This window comes from Paracoccus sediminicola (assembly GCF_027912835.1).
GTDB lineage: Bacteria > Pseudomonadota > Alphaproteobacteria > Rhodobacterales > Rhodobacteraceae > Paracoccus > Paracoccus sediminicola.
The window spans coordinates 496004-511821 of record NZ_CP115768.1 but is presented as its reverse complement, the minus strand read 5'-3'; the positions used below and the strand labels follow the sequence as shown (position 1 = coordinate 511821).

Annotated in this window: 18 protein-coding genes and 1 tRNA gene; 2 read left to right on the top strand and 17 right to left on the bottom strand. The window is 66.8% G+C overall.

From position 1 onward, the window contains the following. Positions 1 to 134: 134 nt before the first annotated feature. The 15 genes from PAF18_RS02535 to PAF18_RS02465 all read right to left on the bottom strand — a co-directional run bounded on the left by PAF18_RS02535 (position 135) and on the right by PAF18_RS02465 (position 12357). Complete coding sequence (locus PAF18_RS02535) at positions 135 to 1046, bottom strand: helix-turn-helix domain-containing protein (protein ID WP_271118036.1); 912 nt, start codon at positions 1044 to 1046, stop codon at positions 135 to 137. A gap of 232 nt (positions 1047 to 1278) precedes the next feature. Beyond that, positions 1279 to 1354: transfer RNA gene (locus tag PAF18_RS02530), tRNA-Phe, on the bottom strand. Positions 1355 to 1421: 67 nt separating this feature from the next. After that, complete coding sequence (locus PAF18_RS02525; protein ID WP_271117073.1) at positions 1422 to 1580, bottom strand: DNA gyrase inhibitor YacG; 159 nt, start codon at positions 1578 to 1580, stop codon at positions 1422 to 1424. Then, on the bottom strand, positions 1577 to 2620 hold the full coding sequence (locus PAF18_RS02520; protein WP_271117072.1) for a ribonuclease E/G: 1044 nt from the start codon (positions 2618 to 2620) through the stop codon (positions 1577 to 1579). Before PAF18_RS02520 ends, PAF18_RS02525 begins: the two co-directional genes overlap by 4 nt. Next, complete coding sequence (locus PAF18_RS02515; protein ID WP_271117071.1) at positions 2617 to 3219, bottom strand: Maf family protein; 603 nt, start codon at positions 3217 to 3219, stop codon at positions 2617 to 2619. The genes PAF18_RS02520 and PAF18_RS02515 overlap by 4 nt, the downstream gene beginning before the upstream one ends. Positions 3220 to 3330: 111 nt before the next feature. Further along, complete coding sequence (infA, locus tag PAF18_RS02510; RefSeq protein ID WP_010397442.1) at positions 3331 to 3549, bottom strand: translation initiation factor IF-1; 219 nt, start codon at positions 3547 to 3549, stop codon at positions 3331 to 3333. Positions 3550 to 3826: 277 nt separating this feature from the next. After that, positions 3827 to 5098 carry a FliM/FliN family flagellar motor C-terminal domain-containing protein gene (locus PAF18_RS02505; RefSeq protein ID WP_271117070.1) on the bottom strand — a complete coding sequence of 424 codons (1272 nt, stop codon included), beginning with the start codon at positions 5096 to 5098 and terminating at the stop codon, positions 3827 to 3829. Positions 5099 to 5157: 59 nt separating this feature from the next. Then, a complete protein-coding gene (locus PAF18_RS02500) occupies positions 5158 to 7821 on the bottom strand; it encodes an ATP-binding protein (protein ID WP_271117069.1) in 2664 nt (887 codons plus the stop codon). Next, on the bottom strand, positions 7811 to 8074 hold the full coding sequence (locus PAF18_RS02495) for a hypothetical protein (protein ID WP_271117068.1): 264 nt from the start codon (positions 8072 to 8074) through the stop codon (positions 7811 to 7813). The genes PAF18_RS02500 and PAF18_RS02495 overlap by 11 nt, the downstream gene beginning before the upstream one ends. Beyond that, positions 8071 to 8448 (bottom strand): response regulator transcription factor, encoded by a 378-nt coding sequence (locus PAF18_RS02490; RefSeq protein WP_271117067.1) that lies wholly within the window; start codon positions 8446 to 8448, stop codon positions 8071 to 8073. Before PAF18_RS02490 ends, PAF18_RS02495 begins: the two co-directional genes overlap by 4 nt. Positions 8449 to 8498: 50 nt before the next feature. Beyond that, complete coding sequence (locus PAF18_RS02485; RefSeq protein WP_271117066.1) at positions 8499 to 9749, bottom strand: short-chain fatty acyl-CoA regulator family protein; 1251 nt, start codon at positions 9747 to 9749, stop codon at positions 8499 to 8501. 76 nt (positions 9750 to 9825) lie between these two features. Further along, positions 9826 to 10671 (bottom strand): ATP-binding protein, encoded by an 846-nt coding sequence (locus PAF18_RS02480; protein ID WP_271118035.1) that lies wholly within the window; start codon positions 10669 to 10671, stop codon positions 9826 to 9828. Beyond that, entirely contained in the window at positions 10664 to 11515 is an 852-nt protein-coding gene (gene tatC / locus PAF18_RS02475) for a twin-arginine translocase subunit TatC (protein ID WP_271117065.1), read from the bottom strand. Before tatC ends, PAF18_RS02480 begins: the two co-directional genes overlap by 8 nt. Before the next feature lies 1 nt (position 11516). Further along, positions 11517 to 12044 carry a Sec-independent protein translocase protein TatB gene (tatB, locus tag PAF18_RS02470; RefSeq protein WP_271117064.1) on the bottom strand — a complete coding sequence of 176 codons (528 nt, stop codon included), beginning with the start codon at positions 12042 to 12044 and terminating at the stop codon, positions 11517 to 11519. 46 nt (positions 12045 to 12090) lie between these two features. Continuing rightward, entirely contained in the window at positions 12091 to 12357 is a 267-nt protein-coding gene (locus PAF18_RS02465; protein ID WP_271117063.1) for a twin-arginine translocase TatA/TatE family subunit, read from the bottom strand. Positions 12358 to 12513: 156 nt separating this feature from the next. Here PAF18_RS02465 and PAF18_RS02460 point away from each other — a divergent pair, with 156 nt between their 5' ends. After that, entirely contained in the window at positions 12514 to 13128 is a 615-nt protein-coding gene (locus PAF18_RS02460) for a MarC family protein (protein ID WP_271118034.1), read from the top strand. Continuing rightward, complete coding sequence (locus PAF18_RS02455) at positions 13125 to 13697, top strand: retropepsin-like aspartic protease family protein (protein WP_271117062.1); 573 nt, start codon at positions 13125 to 13127, stop codon at positions 13695 to 13697. The genes PAF18_RS02460 and PAF18_RS02455 overlap by 4 nt, the downstream gene beginning before the upstream one ends. On the opposite strand, the gene PAF18_RS02450 is transcribed toward PAF18_RS02455, so the two are convergent. Then, on the bottom strand, positions 13694 to 14146 hold the full coding sequence (locus PAF18_RS02450) for a DNA polymerase III subunit chi (RefSeq protein ID WP_271117061.1): 453 nt from the start codon (positions 14144 to 14146) through the stop codon (positions 13694 to 13696). The genes PAF18_RS02455 and PAF18_RS02450 overlap by 4 nt on opposite strands. 10 nt (positions 14147 to 14156) lie before the next feature. Continuing rightward, positions 14157 to 15782 (bottom strand): leucyl aminopeptidase, encoded by a 1626-nt coding sequence (locus PAF18_RS02445; RefSeq protein WP_271117060.1) that lies wholly within the window; start codon positions 15780 to 15782, stop codon positions 14157 to 14159. Between the last annotated feature and the right edge of the window lie 36 nt (positions 15783 to 15818).

Below are 15818 nucleotides of genomic sequence, written 5' to 3'. Positions count from 1 at the left end.
TTGAGCGTGCATGTCCTCCTCCCGCTCTGCCGGCTCCCATCCGGCTTGCGATCAGCACAGCATGGTACAACGCTTCGGGTCTTGGCTTTCAGCGCCAGCCGCATTGCGCGCTGCGCCAAAAAAATGCAGTCAGATCAATGCGGCAAACGGTATTGCGCCGATCGCGCATAGAAATCGCCGGGCGGCATCTCGAAAAGCTGCCGGAAGCCGCGATTGAAATGCGAGAGGTCGCTGAACCCGGCCCGATAGGCCAGCCCCGAGATCGAGGGCCGCGCCCCCATCCGCGCCATGCGCCGCAAATGGCTGGCCACCAGCGTCAGCCGGCGCTCGAGCAGGAAGCGGGTGAAGGTGGTGCCATTGTCGCGGAATTCGCGCTGCAACTGACGGCGCGACATATGGACGAGCGCGGCGAGCGCCTCGATCGAGAATTCCGGGTCCGAAAGATTCCGTTCGACGGTCTCGCGCACGAAGCGATAGCGGCCGCGCCGGTCGCGAAACCCCGCGGCCCCTGCCGAGCCGCGCCCGTCGCGGAACATCAGGGCGATGAAATCGAACAGGTAATCGGACGACCCGTCCGGCGCGCTGTCCTCGGCCAGCAGATTCATCAGGCTCGCATGAAGCGGATGGCTGCGCTCGACCCGGCGTCCCACAATCAGCGACTCGGCCCGCCCCTCGAGACAGATGGCGCGCGGCAGATGCACCGAGGCGAATGAGGCATCGCGCCCCTCGAACAGAAGTTCGGCGGTGCGCGTCGAGTCCATCAACAGCCCGTCGCCGGGCCGCAGCAGCGTGTCATGGCCGTTATGACGGATGCCCATCTCGCCGGTTTTCTGAAGCAGAAGGAACAGGAATTCGTTGTCGTCGCGCCTGATCCCGGCCCGCTGCCGCTCGATCCGGTCGATCCGGCAGCTCATCTCGGCGACTTCGATCCCCTGCACGCGGCGCAACCGGAAATCGCCGATTCCCGCGCGCGCGCTCGATGTCGGTGTGCTGTAGTAATGGCCACAATTCGTGAGCACGCATTGCGACCACTCGTCGAAATCCATCACGGCCTTTTCCTCCCAGAAAGGCGGTTGTCGCGGCCTGCGCCGCGACCGATCCCGGCCCTCCTCGACGGGGATCGGCGGCGCCGCCGCAGCGCCGGACGCGCCGGCGCGTCCGCCCATAATGCGCAGACAGAGGGCCGCATTCAAGCTCTGCTACGGAGAGGTTCGATTTCACCGGCCTGGATCAACCGGTGAACGGCGCTGGCGAGGTCAAATTCCAAATGGAAATTAGTGGTGCCCGGAGGCGGATTCGAACCACCGACACGCGGATTTTCAATCCGCTGCTCTACCAACTGAGCTATCCGGGCACGTCAGCCTTGGCTGAGGTGGGGCGTGTTTACGCAAGGCCGGATGCGGTGTCCAGACCCAAAAACATCATTCCTCGCGCTCCGGCAGATCGGGTTGCGCGGGCTCGCCCGGGATGGCGTAGTCGCCTCGCAGCCAATGTGCCAGATCGACATCGGCACAGCGCTTCGAGCAGAACGGGCGATAGGCTTCGACCGAAGGTTTCTGGCATATCGGGCAGCGGCTCATGGCTCCTCCTTGAGCAGTCGGGACAAGGCTGCGCGGTCGCGCTTGCGGGTCATTTCAAACAATCCCAGCGACGTCCAGCCGGTCAGAACCGCGTCCCGCCCATCGCGGCGGAACGCCTTTCTCATCTCCTGCTCCAGCGTCCCGCGCTCGCGCTTGGAGATCGGCGCGAAGTCGATCACCACCTGCCCGCCAAGCCCGCGCAGGCGCAGCTGGCGCGGCAGATCGCGGGCGAGCGCGATATTGGCTTTCAGCCCCGCAGCGGGGCTGTGATCGGGGCCGGTATTCACGTCGATGGCAACAAGCGCGCGCGTCGGCTCGATCATCGCGAAGGCCCCACCGGGCAGATCGACGCGCGGAGACAACAGCGCGCGGACGGCGTCGGCGGCATGGTCGGGAAGCTCGGCGATTTCCTCGACCGAATCCGGCGGCGGCTCGGCCCAGTCGCGCCAGGCGGTCTCGGTCGGGCTGGGCGCGTCGAGCAGCAGCTCGGGCGGGCCGGCCTCGTCGCCCGACATGGACGTGTCGATACTGACGAGCTGTTCCAGCTCGGCCCGGATCTCGGCATCATCGGCATCGGCCGCGGCGCTGCGCAGGATCAGGCCGGTGCCCTCATCGGGGATCACCTCTGCGCCCAGCGCCTCCAAGCCAGCGCGCCGGTCCGGGTCGTGGATCGCGCGCGAGACATTCACCCCCGGCACGCCCGGCGTCACGATGCCGAAGCGTCCCCGCAAAAGCAGCCGTGTGCTGAGCGGCACCGCCTTGCCGGGCTCTGCCACGCCGCTGACCTGAACCAGAACCGGCTGGCCCTCGCGCAGCCTCGAACGGTCGCGCAGATAGCCATTGGCGCCATCGGGCAGAGTCACGAAAACGCCGCCCTGCCCTTTCACCAGCCGGTTGACCTTGCCGCGCAGAATCGCGCCCGGCGCGAACGCTACCGCGTCGCCCGGATCGAGCGCGAGATCTTCGAGCCGGCCATCTTCGAACAGCGCCGCGGCCTCGCGCCCGAACAGCGCTCCGATAATGATCTGACGGCCTTTCATCTGGTCTCCTCCTCGATGGGTTGACGCTGGCGCGCGGCCGCCAGCAGCGTGGCGGTTTCGGCCAGAGGCAGACCGACCACGGCGCTGAAGGAGCCGCTGATCCAGGCGACGAACGCCCCGGCGCGGCCCTGGATCGCATAGCCGCCCGCCTTGCCCTGCCATTCGCCGCTGTCGAGATAGCCGGTGATCTCGGCCTCGCTCAGCGAGCGCAGCCGCACGACGGTTTCGACCAGCCGGGACCATTCCCGGGCATCGCGCCGCAGGGTCAGTGCCGTCAGCACGCGGTGGCGGCGTCCCGAAAGCAGCCGCAGCATGGCGCGGGCCTCTTCTGCATCGGACGGCTTGCCGAGAATGCGCCGCCCCGCCGTGACCGTCGTATCCGCCGCAAGCACGATCTCGCCCGTCGCAGCAGGCACGGCGCGCGCCTTTTCCGCCGCAATGCGCCGGACATAATCGCGCGGTTTTTCGTTGCGCCGCGGTGTTTCGTCGATATCCGCAGGGCGGATCTCATCGGGGACGACGCCGATCTGGGCAAGCAGATCGAGGCGGCGCGGGCTCGCGGAGCCGAGAATGAGGCGCGGAGGCGCGGCGGGAATCATCGGCGGACAGGCTTGTTCATCGACGCGGCCTAGCGCGAATTGCGGCGGAGGGAAACCGCGCCCGCCGCCCGAAAGCGTGCCGTCGCGCGGACGCGCCGCGCGGCGTCGCGGTCACTTGAAGCGATAGTTGATCCGGCCCTTGGTCAGATCATAGGTGTTCATTTCCACCTGCACCTTGTCGCCGGCGAGAACGCGGATGCGGTTCTTCCGCATCTTCCCTGCCATATGCGCAATGATCTCATGGCCGTTTTCCAGCTCGACCCTGAACGTCGCATTCGGCAGGAGTTCCTTCACGACGCCGGGGAATTCGAGCATTTCTTCCTTGGCCATGGTCACTCCTAGACAGCTTGCCCGCTGGAAATCGCGGGCGAGCGATAAATGCGTCCGTAACCGCTGCTTTTCAAGGGCAAAAGCGGAATTTGGCGCTTTGACGACATGAACGTGACAAAAGCGGCGCGGTTTCGTCGATGACCGGACGCGCGCGGCCTTTGGCACATTTGCGACGGGCCGATCGGCATTCGGCCACGACACCGCAGCGATCCGGCAGCTTGCCTTTGGCCGCGCCGCGCCGGTCATCCCTGCGCTGAAACCGCAGCCCCGAGCCCGCTCAGTCGATGATAAGATTCATCGGGAGTGCGCCGGGATCATCGTCAGCCCCAGAGGTCCCGGCCGGCGGGCCACCATCAGAAGCCGCCCGAAACGGATCGGGCGCGGCGATATCGGCGATGGGCGGTTCCGGCTCGACCTCGCCGCTGGCAGAGAAGACATTGCCGCCAGACCCATCGGGAAGCGTCTGCGCATCCGATGTGCCGAGATCGGCGAAAAGCGGGTCGGGACCGCGCCCGGCGGCCAACGCGGAAACCCGCTGCGCGCCGGGCGGAAGGCTGAGCCGGATGGCGCGCTGCCCATGCAGCGTGCCCAGCTTGCCGCGCGCCACGACCGGACCGCCCGGCACCCGCAGGCGGACGCTGGACATGGCATCATGCGGCAGGCTGAGCGTATCGCCGGGCGACAGCGCCTTCAGCGCGCGCAACGAAATCCGCCTGCGGCAGAGCACCGCATCGAGAAGGATCGGGACGCCGCGCACCGCCTCATGGAGGCTCATCGGGTGGGCAGCGCCTCGGATCGTCGCGCGCGACCCCGCCCCCGGCCCGGACGCGTGCCGGTCGTCAAAAGCCGCATCGCTTGTCGCACCGCTTCGACCCGTCGCCGCCCGACAGTCGCGGTCGGGCAGAAAGATCAGCAAATGTGCCTCTCTGCCGCCGCCCTGTCCCAGCCGCGTGTCGAAACGATAGGCGCAATAAGGCATATCTTCGAGCATCAGCTCGAGCGGTTTGGGGTCCTCGATAAAGCTGGCGAAGCGGAAACGCTCGGCTGCGGCGCCGTGGTGCAGCGCGCCAAGTTCGCCCGCAAGCTCGGACAGGATCACATTCACCAGATCGGCGCAGATCGCGGCATCGGTCCGCGTCGGTCGACGTTCGCGCGGCGGGCGATGAGAGACCTGGCCGAGCGACTGCATCTCGATCACCGAGGCGAGAAAGGCGGGACATAGCGCGACCACTCCCAGCGCGCCATCGCCGCTTTCGACAGCGAGAATCAGCGCATGTTCCGGCAGAAGCTCGGGCAATTCGGCCAGCACTGCGGGACCGATGCGCATCGCGGTCGGAAACACGGGCAGGCCGCAAATCTGCTGCGCGGCCCGGCCCACGGCGGTAGAGACAGCGCGTTCCGGGGTCGGGCGCGGCACAGCGGCGCGGGGCGGCGCGTCCGAGGCATGGCCGCGCCTGCGCGCGAGATAAGCGGTCAGAACCGCCGTCGCCCCGCCCCCATCCCGCGCCTGTGTCCGACCCGCCGCCATATCGACCGCCGCCTTCGCCATATCCTGCCCGAATCAACTCTGCCCGGCGTCAGCATCCGCGCCAGAGATTGAGATTCCGTTTATGCCGGCTCTGCATCGGCGGCCGGTGTCTCTCCCAGACCCGGAGGCCGGCGCGGCAGTTCCAGCCGGAAAGCCGCACCGTCATGACCCGGAAGATAGGTGATCGCCCCGCCAAGCGCCTGCATCACCTCGCGCGAGATCGCCAGCCCAAGCCCGGCGCCGCCGGCGCTCGCCGAATCGGTCAGCCGCGAGAATTTCTCGAAGATCAGATCCTGTTGTTCCGGCGGAATGCCGGGCCCGTTATCCAGGATATCGATCCGCGTGCCCGCCGCATGGGCATGGACACGAATGCTCAGCAAAGGCCGCTCGGCATGGGCGTATTTGCGGGCGTTGCCGATCAGGTTAATCAAGACCTGCAACAGCCGGTCGGGGTCGGTCATCACCATCACATGCTCGGCGGGCAGATCGCGGTCGATGGTCATACCGGCCCCCTCTCCCGCCGCCGAGCTCGCTTCGATGGCGCGCGAGATCAGATCATGCAGATTGACCGGCGCCAGCGTCAGCCGCGCCCGCCCGCTTTCAAGAACCGACAGATCCAGAAGATCATCGAGCAGCCGGGTCAGGCGCGAGGCCTCGTCATGGATGATCCCGGCAAAGCGGGCACGATCCTCATCGGGGATATCAGGCATCCGGAGCAGTTCCGAAAAGGCCCGGACCGATGTCATCGGAGTGCGCAGCTCATGGCTGATCTGGCTGAGAAAGGCATCCTTCTGCACGGACAGCGCGGTCAGCCGCTCATTCGCTTCCTGAAGGCGGCGGGCGGTGCGGGCGAGCTCATCCGAATCGTCCTTGAGCTGGCGGGCACGCTGCTGCGCGCGCTGCGCCTCGCCTGCCACGGCCATCAGCTCCGCCATGGTGGTCGGGCGCTGACCGCCGACCTGGGCCAGCATGGCATGGGCCGTCGCCGTGCCGACCGCGCCGGCCAGCCGCCGTTCCAGACGCGACAGGAACCCGGCGGTCACGTCCGGCAGGAAGCCCGATTTCCCTTGCCGCTCGGCCTCGGCGCGGAACACGCGCAGCGCTTCCTCGCCGCCCCAGACCCGCCGGGCCAGCGCCAGCAGCGCTTCGGACCGGGCCGCGCCATCGGGACGCGGCGGGGTCTCGGCCGTGGCGGCCTCGGGGGCGACGGCATGGACGAATGACAGCGCCTGCAACCGTTCCTGCGGATCAGGCAGCGTCAGCAGAGAGACCGAGGTGAATAACGCAATATTCAGCCCGAGAGAGAGAAACACCGCCGCGGCCAGCGGATCGACCGGGCCGAACCCGATCAGCGGGGCGAGGCCCAGCGAGGGCAGGAAAACCAGCGCAAACCACACCGCAGCTCCGGCTACGATGCCGGCATAGGCTCCCCTGCGTGTCGCCCCGCGCCAGAGCAGCCCGCCCAGCATGGCGGGCAATAGCTGGGCCACCCCGACAAAGGCCACCGTGCCCATCGCCGCCAGCGCCTGCCCGCCGCCGACCGCCTGATACAGCGCGCCCAGCCCGATGACGCCCAGTATGGCGATGCGCCGCGACGCCAGCAGCGGACCGCGAATATCGGCGCTCTGCGCGGCCTCCTCGGCGCCGGCGCGGCGGCGCGCGGCCAGGATCAGCGGCACCAACAGATGGTTCGAAATCATCGTCGCGAGGGCTATCGCGCTGATGATGACCATCGAGGTCGCACTGCTGAAACCGCCCAGAAAGACAAGCAGCGCCAGCCCGTCCGCGCCCTGTGAAAGCGGCAGATGCAGCACATAGAGATCGGGCGGCGCATCGGCGGGCAGCATCTCGCGCCCGATCACGGCGATGGGCAGCACGAAAAGCGACATGCCCAGCAGATAGGCCGGAAACGCCCAGGAGGCCGAGTTCAGCGGCGCCTCGTCGGCGGGCTCGATCACCAGCACCTGAAACATGCGCGGCAATGTCAGCACCGCCGCCGCCGAAACCGCGATCAGCGCCGTCCAGCGATCCGGGCGCAGCACCCAGCCTGCCGCATCGGGGCTCGCGGCGCGCTCGGCAATGCGCATGATCACCTCTGCGGGACCGCCCGCCAGCCCCCAGACCACCCAGAGGCCGAGCGTCACGAAGGCGACCAGCTTGACCACCGCCTCGACCGCAATGGCCATGACCACGCCATGATGGCGCTCATCGGCGGCGAGATTGCGGGTGCCGAACAGAATCGCGAACACGGCCAGCCCCGCCGCCACCCAGAGATCCAGCGGGCCGGGCAAGGCGTCTCCGGGGCCGAACACGGCAAAGGACAGAGCAATGGATTCAAGCTGAAGCGCCAGATAGGGCGTCGCGGCGACGAGCGCGATCAGCGTAATCAGCGCGGCGAGCGGGTTGGATTTGCCGAAACGGGCGGAGATCAGGTCAGCCACCGAGGTGACGCGGTGCATGCGCGCGACGCGCACCAGTCGTCGCAACCCCCACCAGCTTCCCGCCAGCACCACGGTCGGACCCAGATAGATGGTGGCAAATTCCAGCCCCGAGCGACTGGCATAACCGACCGCCCCGTAAAACGTCCACGCCGTGCAATAGACCGAGAGCGACAGCGTATAAACCAGCGGCCGGTCGGTCCAGCCGGTGCGCCCCCGCGCCGCCGCGCGGTCGGCCGCCCAGGCCACGGCAAACAGCACGCCGACATAGATCAGCGCGGCGAAGACCAGCGTGTCAAAGCTCATCCCCGCGCGCCTCCTCCGGGCTGGCGCGGGACAGGCGGCGATGCAGCAGCCGCGAGGCGATGACCACGGCCAGCCATAACGAGAACAGCCAGACCGTGCCGCCTGCCCCCGATAGCGGGGCGGGCGCCAGCCACACCGGCCCGAGCAGGAGGATCAGCGTCAGGATCGGCAGCAGCCGCGCCGCATCCTTCAGCCGGCGCCGCCGATAGGCGCCGCGCTCGAGAAAGATCGGACGGCCGGATGGCAGGCTCATTGCGGCGCGCCCAGTATCTCGCGCACCATGTCGCGCAGCGCGTCGTTGTCGAAGGGCTTGGCGAGAAATCGATCCGCGCCTTCGACCGAAACGCCGTTGCGCCCGCCGCCGCCCCTTGCCGTCAGCACCAGCACGGGCGTCGCCGCGAGATTCGGATCGGCGCGAAGCGACGCCAGCACTTCGAGCCCCGAGCGTGCGGGCAGCATCACGTCCAGAATGACCAGCCGGGGCCGCAGCGCCGCAATCCGGTCGAGCGCGGCGCTGCCTTCTGGCCAATGCGCCAGCCGCCAGCCATCACGTGACAGGATAAAGCGCACCGCCTCGGCGATGTTGGGCTCATCCTCGATCAGCAGAATATCCGTCTCTGACGCCATGCTCCGCGCCGCCTCCCCAATACTCCGATTAGGCAGGCAGGCGGCGCTTGTCAAAGCAGACGCGGCTGCGCGCCCGTCTCACCATGAAGAATCGAGGGCACACGCCGCGCCGGACAGGCAGAGCGAGGGCAGATGCGGCATGTTGGGCCGACAGGCACGGCGGCGCTGCCGGGTTCCGTCGCCGGACGCAGCAACATGACTGCACGGCTCAGAACCGGCGCGGCGAGCGAACCGGAATGCTGACGCGTGGCAATGGCGAGGCTGTGAAAATGCTGGCCGGACTCGGTCTCGATCCGCCGCGCAACGGGGGTGCCGGGCTGGCCCAGAGCCTCGAAAATCGGCAGCATGGCGCAGGCATCGCCGGGGCGCGCCTGGCTCATCCCGCGCGCCGCGCGCCGAAAGATGACCCCGCCCGCCCCGTCACAGATCATCAGACCGGCATCAGCTTCGGTGGTGCCGATCCGGCGCAAGACCAGATCCAGCGGCAGGCCATGCGCGGCTGCGAGCGCCAGCGGATCGGAGGAACCGTCCGCCAAGACTGTATCAGGAAGCGCGGCACGATCTGCCGCAGCCGAACGTTGCCATGTTTCCGCAAGCTCCCGCGCTGCATCCGATGCCGGCGGCACCTGGCCGTCGCCCTCGGCGACCCAGGCCTCGAATTCTTCTTGCGGGGTCATCAGCCCGGCATCTTCCTCGAAACTGTCGAGATAGGCGACGAGCGCTTGCGATGTCACCGACAGGCGCTGGCTGTCCTGATCGAGATTGGCGTGAAACCGGTCCCGCCACTCCGCCGACATCTCTGGCTCCTGCACCAGGATCGAGGCGGTGGAGCGCAGCGAGGTCACAGCCGACAGGACCTCATGCAGCGTGTCCAGCAGATAGGGGTTCTGCGTCATCCTGTCCGACAGATCGGCGAGACGCCGGGTCTTGGCGTCGTCGCGCTGCGACAAGGCCGCCAGCAGCGCTGCCCATCCTGGAAGCCGAGCGGCGAATTCGGCGGTCCGTTCGATCTCGACCGGAAGCCCTGCTGCGGCTTCACCCGCCGCGGCGATGGTCAGCATGCCCAGTAGCGCCTGCGCCCGTCCGGCCTCTAGTTCGGCCTCGGTGGTGTCGAGCGCGACGGCAAGCCGCGCGCGCAGCGCGTCGGTCAGGTTGCGGCGGTCATGTTCGATGAGATTCAGATAGGCCGGCGAAATCCCCGCAGCTTTCGCCACATCGACCTGCGCCCGGCCAAGCGAGAGCCGTCTTTCGCGGATCCGGGTGCCGGCAGAGACGCGGTGCGGGGGGCTGGCCTGGCTCATCTGTAAAACAATGCCACAACAACATGGCAGCGCAAGGCGATACAAGAAGGCAGATTTTACAAAATAGCCGAAATCTTTACACGGCCATGCCGTGACGCCCCGCCAGATCGGTGAAGAATTGCCACGCCACCCGGCCCGAACGCGCGCCGCGCGTGGCCTGCCACTCGATCGCCTCGGCGCGCAGGGTTTCGTCGTCGATCTCCAGCCCGGCGGCGTCGCAATAACCCCGGATCATGGTCAGATACTCGTCCTGACCGCACGGATGAAATCCCAGCCACAGCCCGAAACGATCCGACAGCGAGACCTTTTCCTCAACCGCCTCGCCGGGATGGATCGCGGTCGAGCGCTCATTGTCGATCATGTCGCGCGGCATCAGGTGGCGGCGGTTCGAGGTCGCGTAGAGAATGACATTGCCGGGCCGCCCCGCCACACCGCCATCCAGCACCGCCTTGAGCGATTTATACTGCGTGTCGTCATGGCTGAAGGACAGATCATCCGCAAACAGCAGGAAACGCCGGTCTTCAGCAGCCCCAAGCAGAGCGAGCAGACGGCCGACGCTGGACAGATCCTCACGCGCGATCTCGACGAGAACCAGCGGCAGGCCCTGCGCCACCGCCTCGGCATGAGCGGCCTTGACCAGCGAGGATTTGCCCATCCCCCGCGCGCCCCAGAGCAGCGCGTTATTCGCTGCGTGGCCGCGGGCGAATTGCAAGGTGTTGGCCAGCAGCGTGTCGCGGGCGCGGTCGATGCCGACCAGACGGTCGAGCCCGACGCGATTGACCTGCGGCACCGGCTCGAGCCGGTCGGGATCGGTGTGCCAGATATAGGCGTCAGCCCCGGCGAAATCGGGCGCGGGCGCGGGGGCCGGGGCCAGCCGTTCCAGCGCCGCCGCGATGCGGGTCAGCGTGTCGGGATCAGCCATCGTCATCGGCAAGGCCCTGCGCCCGAAGATCGTCTTCACGGCGCTTCTCGATCCGCCTTACGAGCTGGATCGATATCTCGTACAGCCCGTAAACCACTGTAAACAGGACGATCTGGCTGACAACGTCCGGCGGCGTCACGATCGCCGCCAGCACCAGAATCAGCAGCAGCGCATATTTGCGCATCCCGCTCAGCCCCTCGGACGAGACCAGCCCGGCTTTGCCCAGAAGCGTCAGCGCCACGGGGAGCTGGAACGACAGCCCGAAGGCGAGGATGAATTTCGTCGTCAGCGCAAGATACTCGCTGACCGAGCCCTGGAACACGATCCCCGCCATCGCCGTGGATGGCCCGGCCTCGGCATCTTCCGGCAGGCTCAACGGACCCTGCTGAAAACCGAGGAAGAAGTCGTAAGCCATTGGAAGAATGATGAAATAGGCGAACGCCGCGCCAAGAAAGAACATTGCCGGAGAGGCGATCAGAAAGGGCAGGAACGCCTGTTTCTCGCTGCGATAGAGACCCGGCGCGACGAAGCGCCAGAGCTGGAAGGCGATGATCGGGAAGGCGAGAATGAAGCCGCCCAGAAAGCTGATCTGGATGGCAACGAAGAAACCTTCCTGCAATTTCAGCAGGATAAGACCACATTCCTGACCACGGCTGTCAAGCGCGTCGCAGATCGGGCGGGTGAGGAAATTATAGATCGGGTTCCAGACGGCATAGCACAGCACCATCGCGATGACGAAGGCGAGCACCGACCAGATCAGCCGCGTGCGCAGCTCTGCCAGATGCTCGATCAGCGGCGCCGAGCTGTCATCGATATCTTCCCTGCGATCGGTATTGGAACTCACCTCAGCCTTCCTTCGACTCGCTGCGCCTGACCGCATGCAGGCGGCGCTGACCGGGTTCATGGTCCTGTGTCTCTGTCGCGGCGGCCGGACGCGCGGTGGAAGCAGGTGCCGGCCCACTGGCTTCGGCCCGCGATCTCGGCGCCTTGGCCGACACCGCGGCAGAGGCCGGGCTGGCGCCCTCACCCGCGACCGGCGCTTCCGCTGCCGGATCCGGTTTGGCCCCAGCGCGGGAAGAGGGGATCTTCGGGTCCCATTTCTCGAAACGCGACGCGGCGCGATCCAGCGCGTCCACGCCCAGAGAGCGCTTCGAGGTCACATCGCGGATCTCATTCAGCGATTTCGTCGCCTCGTCGATGCCCGAATCGCGGGCAGCGTCTTCCATGGCCGAGGAAAACTCGCGCGCCATGGATCGCACCTTGCCGGTGATCCGGCCCAGGGCACGGAACATATGCGGCAGGTCGCGCGGACCGACCACGATCAGCGCAACCACGCCGATGAGCAGCAGCTCAGTCCAGCCGATATCCAGCATCAGATGCCTTTCGCGAGGATCGAGACCACGGGACCGCTTCCCGCACTCAGATGCGGGTCTTGTCGTCCGGGGTCTGGTGCGGGGTCACGTCGCGCAGCTTCTCGTCGCGGCGGGCCTGGTCGCGGTCCATCTCGTCTGTCAGCTCACGGCCGGAATTCTCGACCTCGTCGCTGCCTTCCTTGACGCCCTTCTTGAACGAACTGATGCCCTTGCCAACCTCTCCCATGAGCGAAGAGACCTTGCCGCGCCCGAACAGGACGAGCACCACGACGGCGATCAGCAGAAGGCCGGGAAGGCCGATATTGTTCAGCATGTCTTGCTCCCTCCTCGGGCCGAGATGACCCGATGACGCAACACATCTAGGACCTTCGGCGGCGATTTGCAAAGCCTCGTTGCAGGGTTTTCATCCGATCCGCGGCACGGCCCGCCGCGGCTTGGCAGCGCAGCCGGGCTGGTCCATAAGCGGGGCATGGAACCCGCCGCGATCATCACTGCCTTCGTGACGCTGTTCGTCGTCATCGATCCGGTCGGGCTGGCACCGCTGTTCATCGCCCTGACCGACGGGATGAGCGATGCGCAGCGCCGACGGATCGGCTGGCGGGCGGTCGCGATCGCCGCGGTGCTGTTGACGCTGTTCGGGCTGGCCGGCGATTCGATCCTGGATTTCGTCGGCATCTCGCTGCCCGCCTTCCAGATCGCCGGAGGAATCCTTTTGTTCCTCACCGCGCTCGACATGCTGTTCGAGCGCCGCACCGAACGGCGCGAGGGGCAATCGGCCGAAAACGACAACGATCCTTCGGTGTTCCCGCTGGCGACGCCGCTTCTGGCCGGTCCCGGCGCATTGGCGACGATGATCCTGCTGGTCGGCGAGGGTCAGAGCACGCTGCACGCAATCATGGTGCTGCTTGTGATGCTGTCGGTACTGGCGCTTGCCATGCTGTTCTTCGTGCTGGCCGGGCCATTGTCGCGCGTGCTCGGGCGGACCGGGACCATGGTCGTCACGCGGCTGCTGGGGATGCTGCTGGCGGCGCTTTCGGTGCAGTTCATCATCGACGGGCTCAGGGGAACGGGGCTGTATTCATGAGTGACGAAATCCCGCGCGTCGCCTATTTCGTGCTGCTGCTGATCGCCCTGGGCGGCTATCTGATCGTCGAGTTCCGGGCCAATCCGGGCAAGTCGCTGCGTCAGATGCTGGCCTGGGGGCTGATCTTTCTGGGGCTGATCGCCGGGTTCGGTCTTTGGGAGGATATTCGCAACGATGTCGCGCCCCGACAGATCGTCGATGGCGGGCGGATCGAGTTGCCGAAGCAGGATGACGGGCATTTCTACATCGACATGCGCCTGAACGGCGAAGCGGTCGAATTCATGGTCGATACCGGTGCCACCCAGATCGCGCTCAGCCCGTCCGATGCCGAACGCATCGGGCTGGACCCCGAGACGCTCAGCTACAGCCAGATGGTCGCCACGGCGAACGGCACCGCCTTTGCCGCGCCGGTCCGCATCGACAGCATCGAGATCGGCGGCATCACCGACCGCGACGTCGCCGCCAGCGTGACGGATGCACCGATGGATATCTCGCTGCTGGGGATGAGCTATCTCAGCCGTTTTGCCCGCGTCAGCTTCGAGGGCGAGGTGATGGTGCTGGAGCGCTAGCGTTTCTTTTCCCAGCGGCCGCCCGCTTCGGACCAGTATTCAGCCGCGATCCCCGCCCCCGTCAGGCTGCGCCATTGCTCGCGGGCCCGTTCGACAGCCTGCGGATCATTCCCGTCGAAGATCACGCAAACCCGTTCGAGTCGCGCGGCCTCATCCGCGCCGATCTCTGTCCCATCCAGCGCCATCAGACAATCGGGGCTGTTCGCGGCGGGCGGCGCATCCGACGGGCGCAGCAATACCGGCTGACGGGCGTCATGCGGACCGCCTGCCAGCCCATGCGGCAGGAAGCCCTCGCCCAGCCACAGCGCCTCGTCGAGCTGTGTCAGCCGCGTCGCCTCCTGCCCGCGCAATTCCACCCGCCAGCCCGCCGATGCGGCCTTGCCCAGAAGCTGCGGCAGCAGGCGCTCGGCGGTCGAGCGGGTCAGGTGGTAAAACAGCGCATTGCCCATGGCGCGGCGATCAGCCCTCGTATTGATCGCGGATCAGACGGTTCAGCGTCATCACACCCCAGCCAGAGGCCCCTTTCGGCGCCAGGTCCGAGCCACCCGGCGGCAGCGCGACACCGGCTATGTCGATATGCGCCCAGGGCTGTCCGTCACGGATGAAGCGCTGCAGGAACTGCGCGGCGGTAATCGACCCCGCCGGGCGGCCGCCGACATTCTTCATATCCGCCAGGCGGCTTTCCAGCTGCTTGTCATAGGCCGGCGCAAGCGGAAGACGCCACGCACCCTCACCCTCTGCATCCGAGGCTTTCAGCAGCGATTTCGACAATTCGTCATCATTCGAGAAAATCCCCGCATGTTCATGACCCAGCGCGATAATCACCGCCCCGGTCAGCGTGGCGAGGTCGATGATCGCGGCGGGCTCGAAACGGTCCTGCGCGTACCAGAGCACGTCAGCCAGAACCAGCCGCCCCTCGGCATCGGTGTTGATCACCTCGATCGTGTCGCCTTTCATGGACCGGACGATGTCGCCGGGACGCTGCGCGCGCCCGTCCGGCATGTTCTCGACCAGCCCGACAAGACCGACGACATTGGCCTTGGCCCGGCGCAAAGCGAGCGTGCGCATCACACCGGCCACGACGCCCGCACCGCCCATATCCATGGTCATTTCTTCCATGCCGGCGGCGGGCTTGATCGAAATGCCGCCCGTATCGAAGACCACGCCCTTGCCGACAAGCGCCACCGGCGCCTCGCCCTTGGCACCCCCATCCCAGCGCATCACCACCACCTTGGAAGGCGATTCCGAACCCTGCCCCACGGCCAGCAGCGCCCGCATCCCGAGCTTTTCCAGCTCGGCCTCGTCCAGCACCTCGACGGTCAGGCCGATTTCCTCCATCGCGGCCAGCCGGTCGGCGAAATCGATGGTGGTGAGGATATTGGCGGGCTCGTTGACCAGGTCGCGGGTAAAGAAGACGCCCTCCGCCACCGCCGCCTGATCCCCGACCTGCTGCGACAGGTCTTCGGGATTTGCGCACATGAAGGTGACGCTGGCCTTCTTCGGATCGAGCTGTTCCGCCTCTTGGTCGTCCGCAACCCGCGCCGTCTCGCCGCCCGCGGCATCGTTCAGCAGCGCATCGGGCTGCGCGCCGCCCCGCGCCTGCACCGATTGCGGAGGCGTGCCGGCAGCGGCCCCGGCCGCACCATCCTCGCCATCCCCGTCAGCGTCGTTCTTGCGGGTCTTGTAGACCGAGAAATCATATCCCCTGAGAGCGATCCCAAGCGCGATTTCGGCGGCCTGCGGATGGTTGTGCGCCATGACCAGCATCTCGGTATCGCCGAGCGCCGCGCCGATCGCGCCACCCGCCTTGCGCGCCTCGGACACCGAGACCTTGCGCGGCAGCTTGACCAGCATCACCGATTCGGCTTCCCAGTCGGTCGGCCAGGACAGGGTCATCGCCTCGCCCGGCTTGAGCTTCTGAAAATCGCGTGAGTCCGCGGCGCGGCTGATGGCATTGCGCGACTTGCGCGGGATCTTCGGCGGCAGCTTTCCGTCCTCGCCGACGATCAGCGCGACGCGACCTGCGCGGCTCTCCAACCCTTCGGTTGTTGTCTCGGTGAATCGGATCTCGACCGGATGGGTCATGAAAGCTCTCCTGTCTGATTTGCCCGGCAGACTATC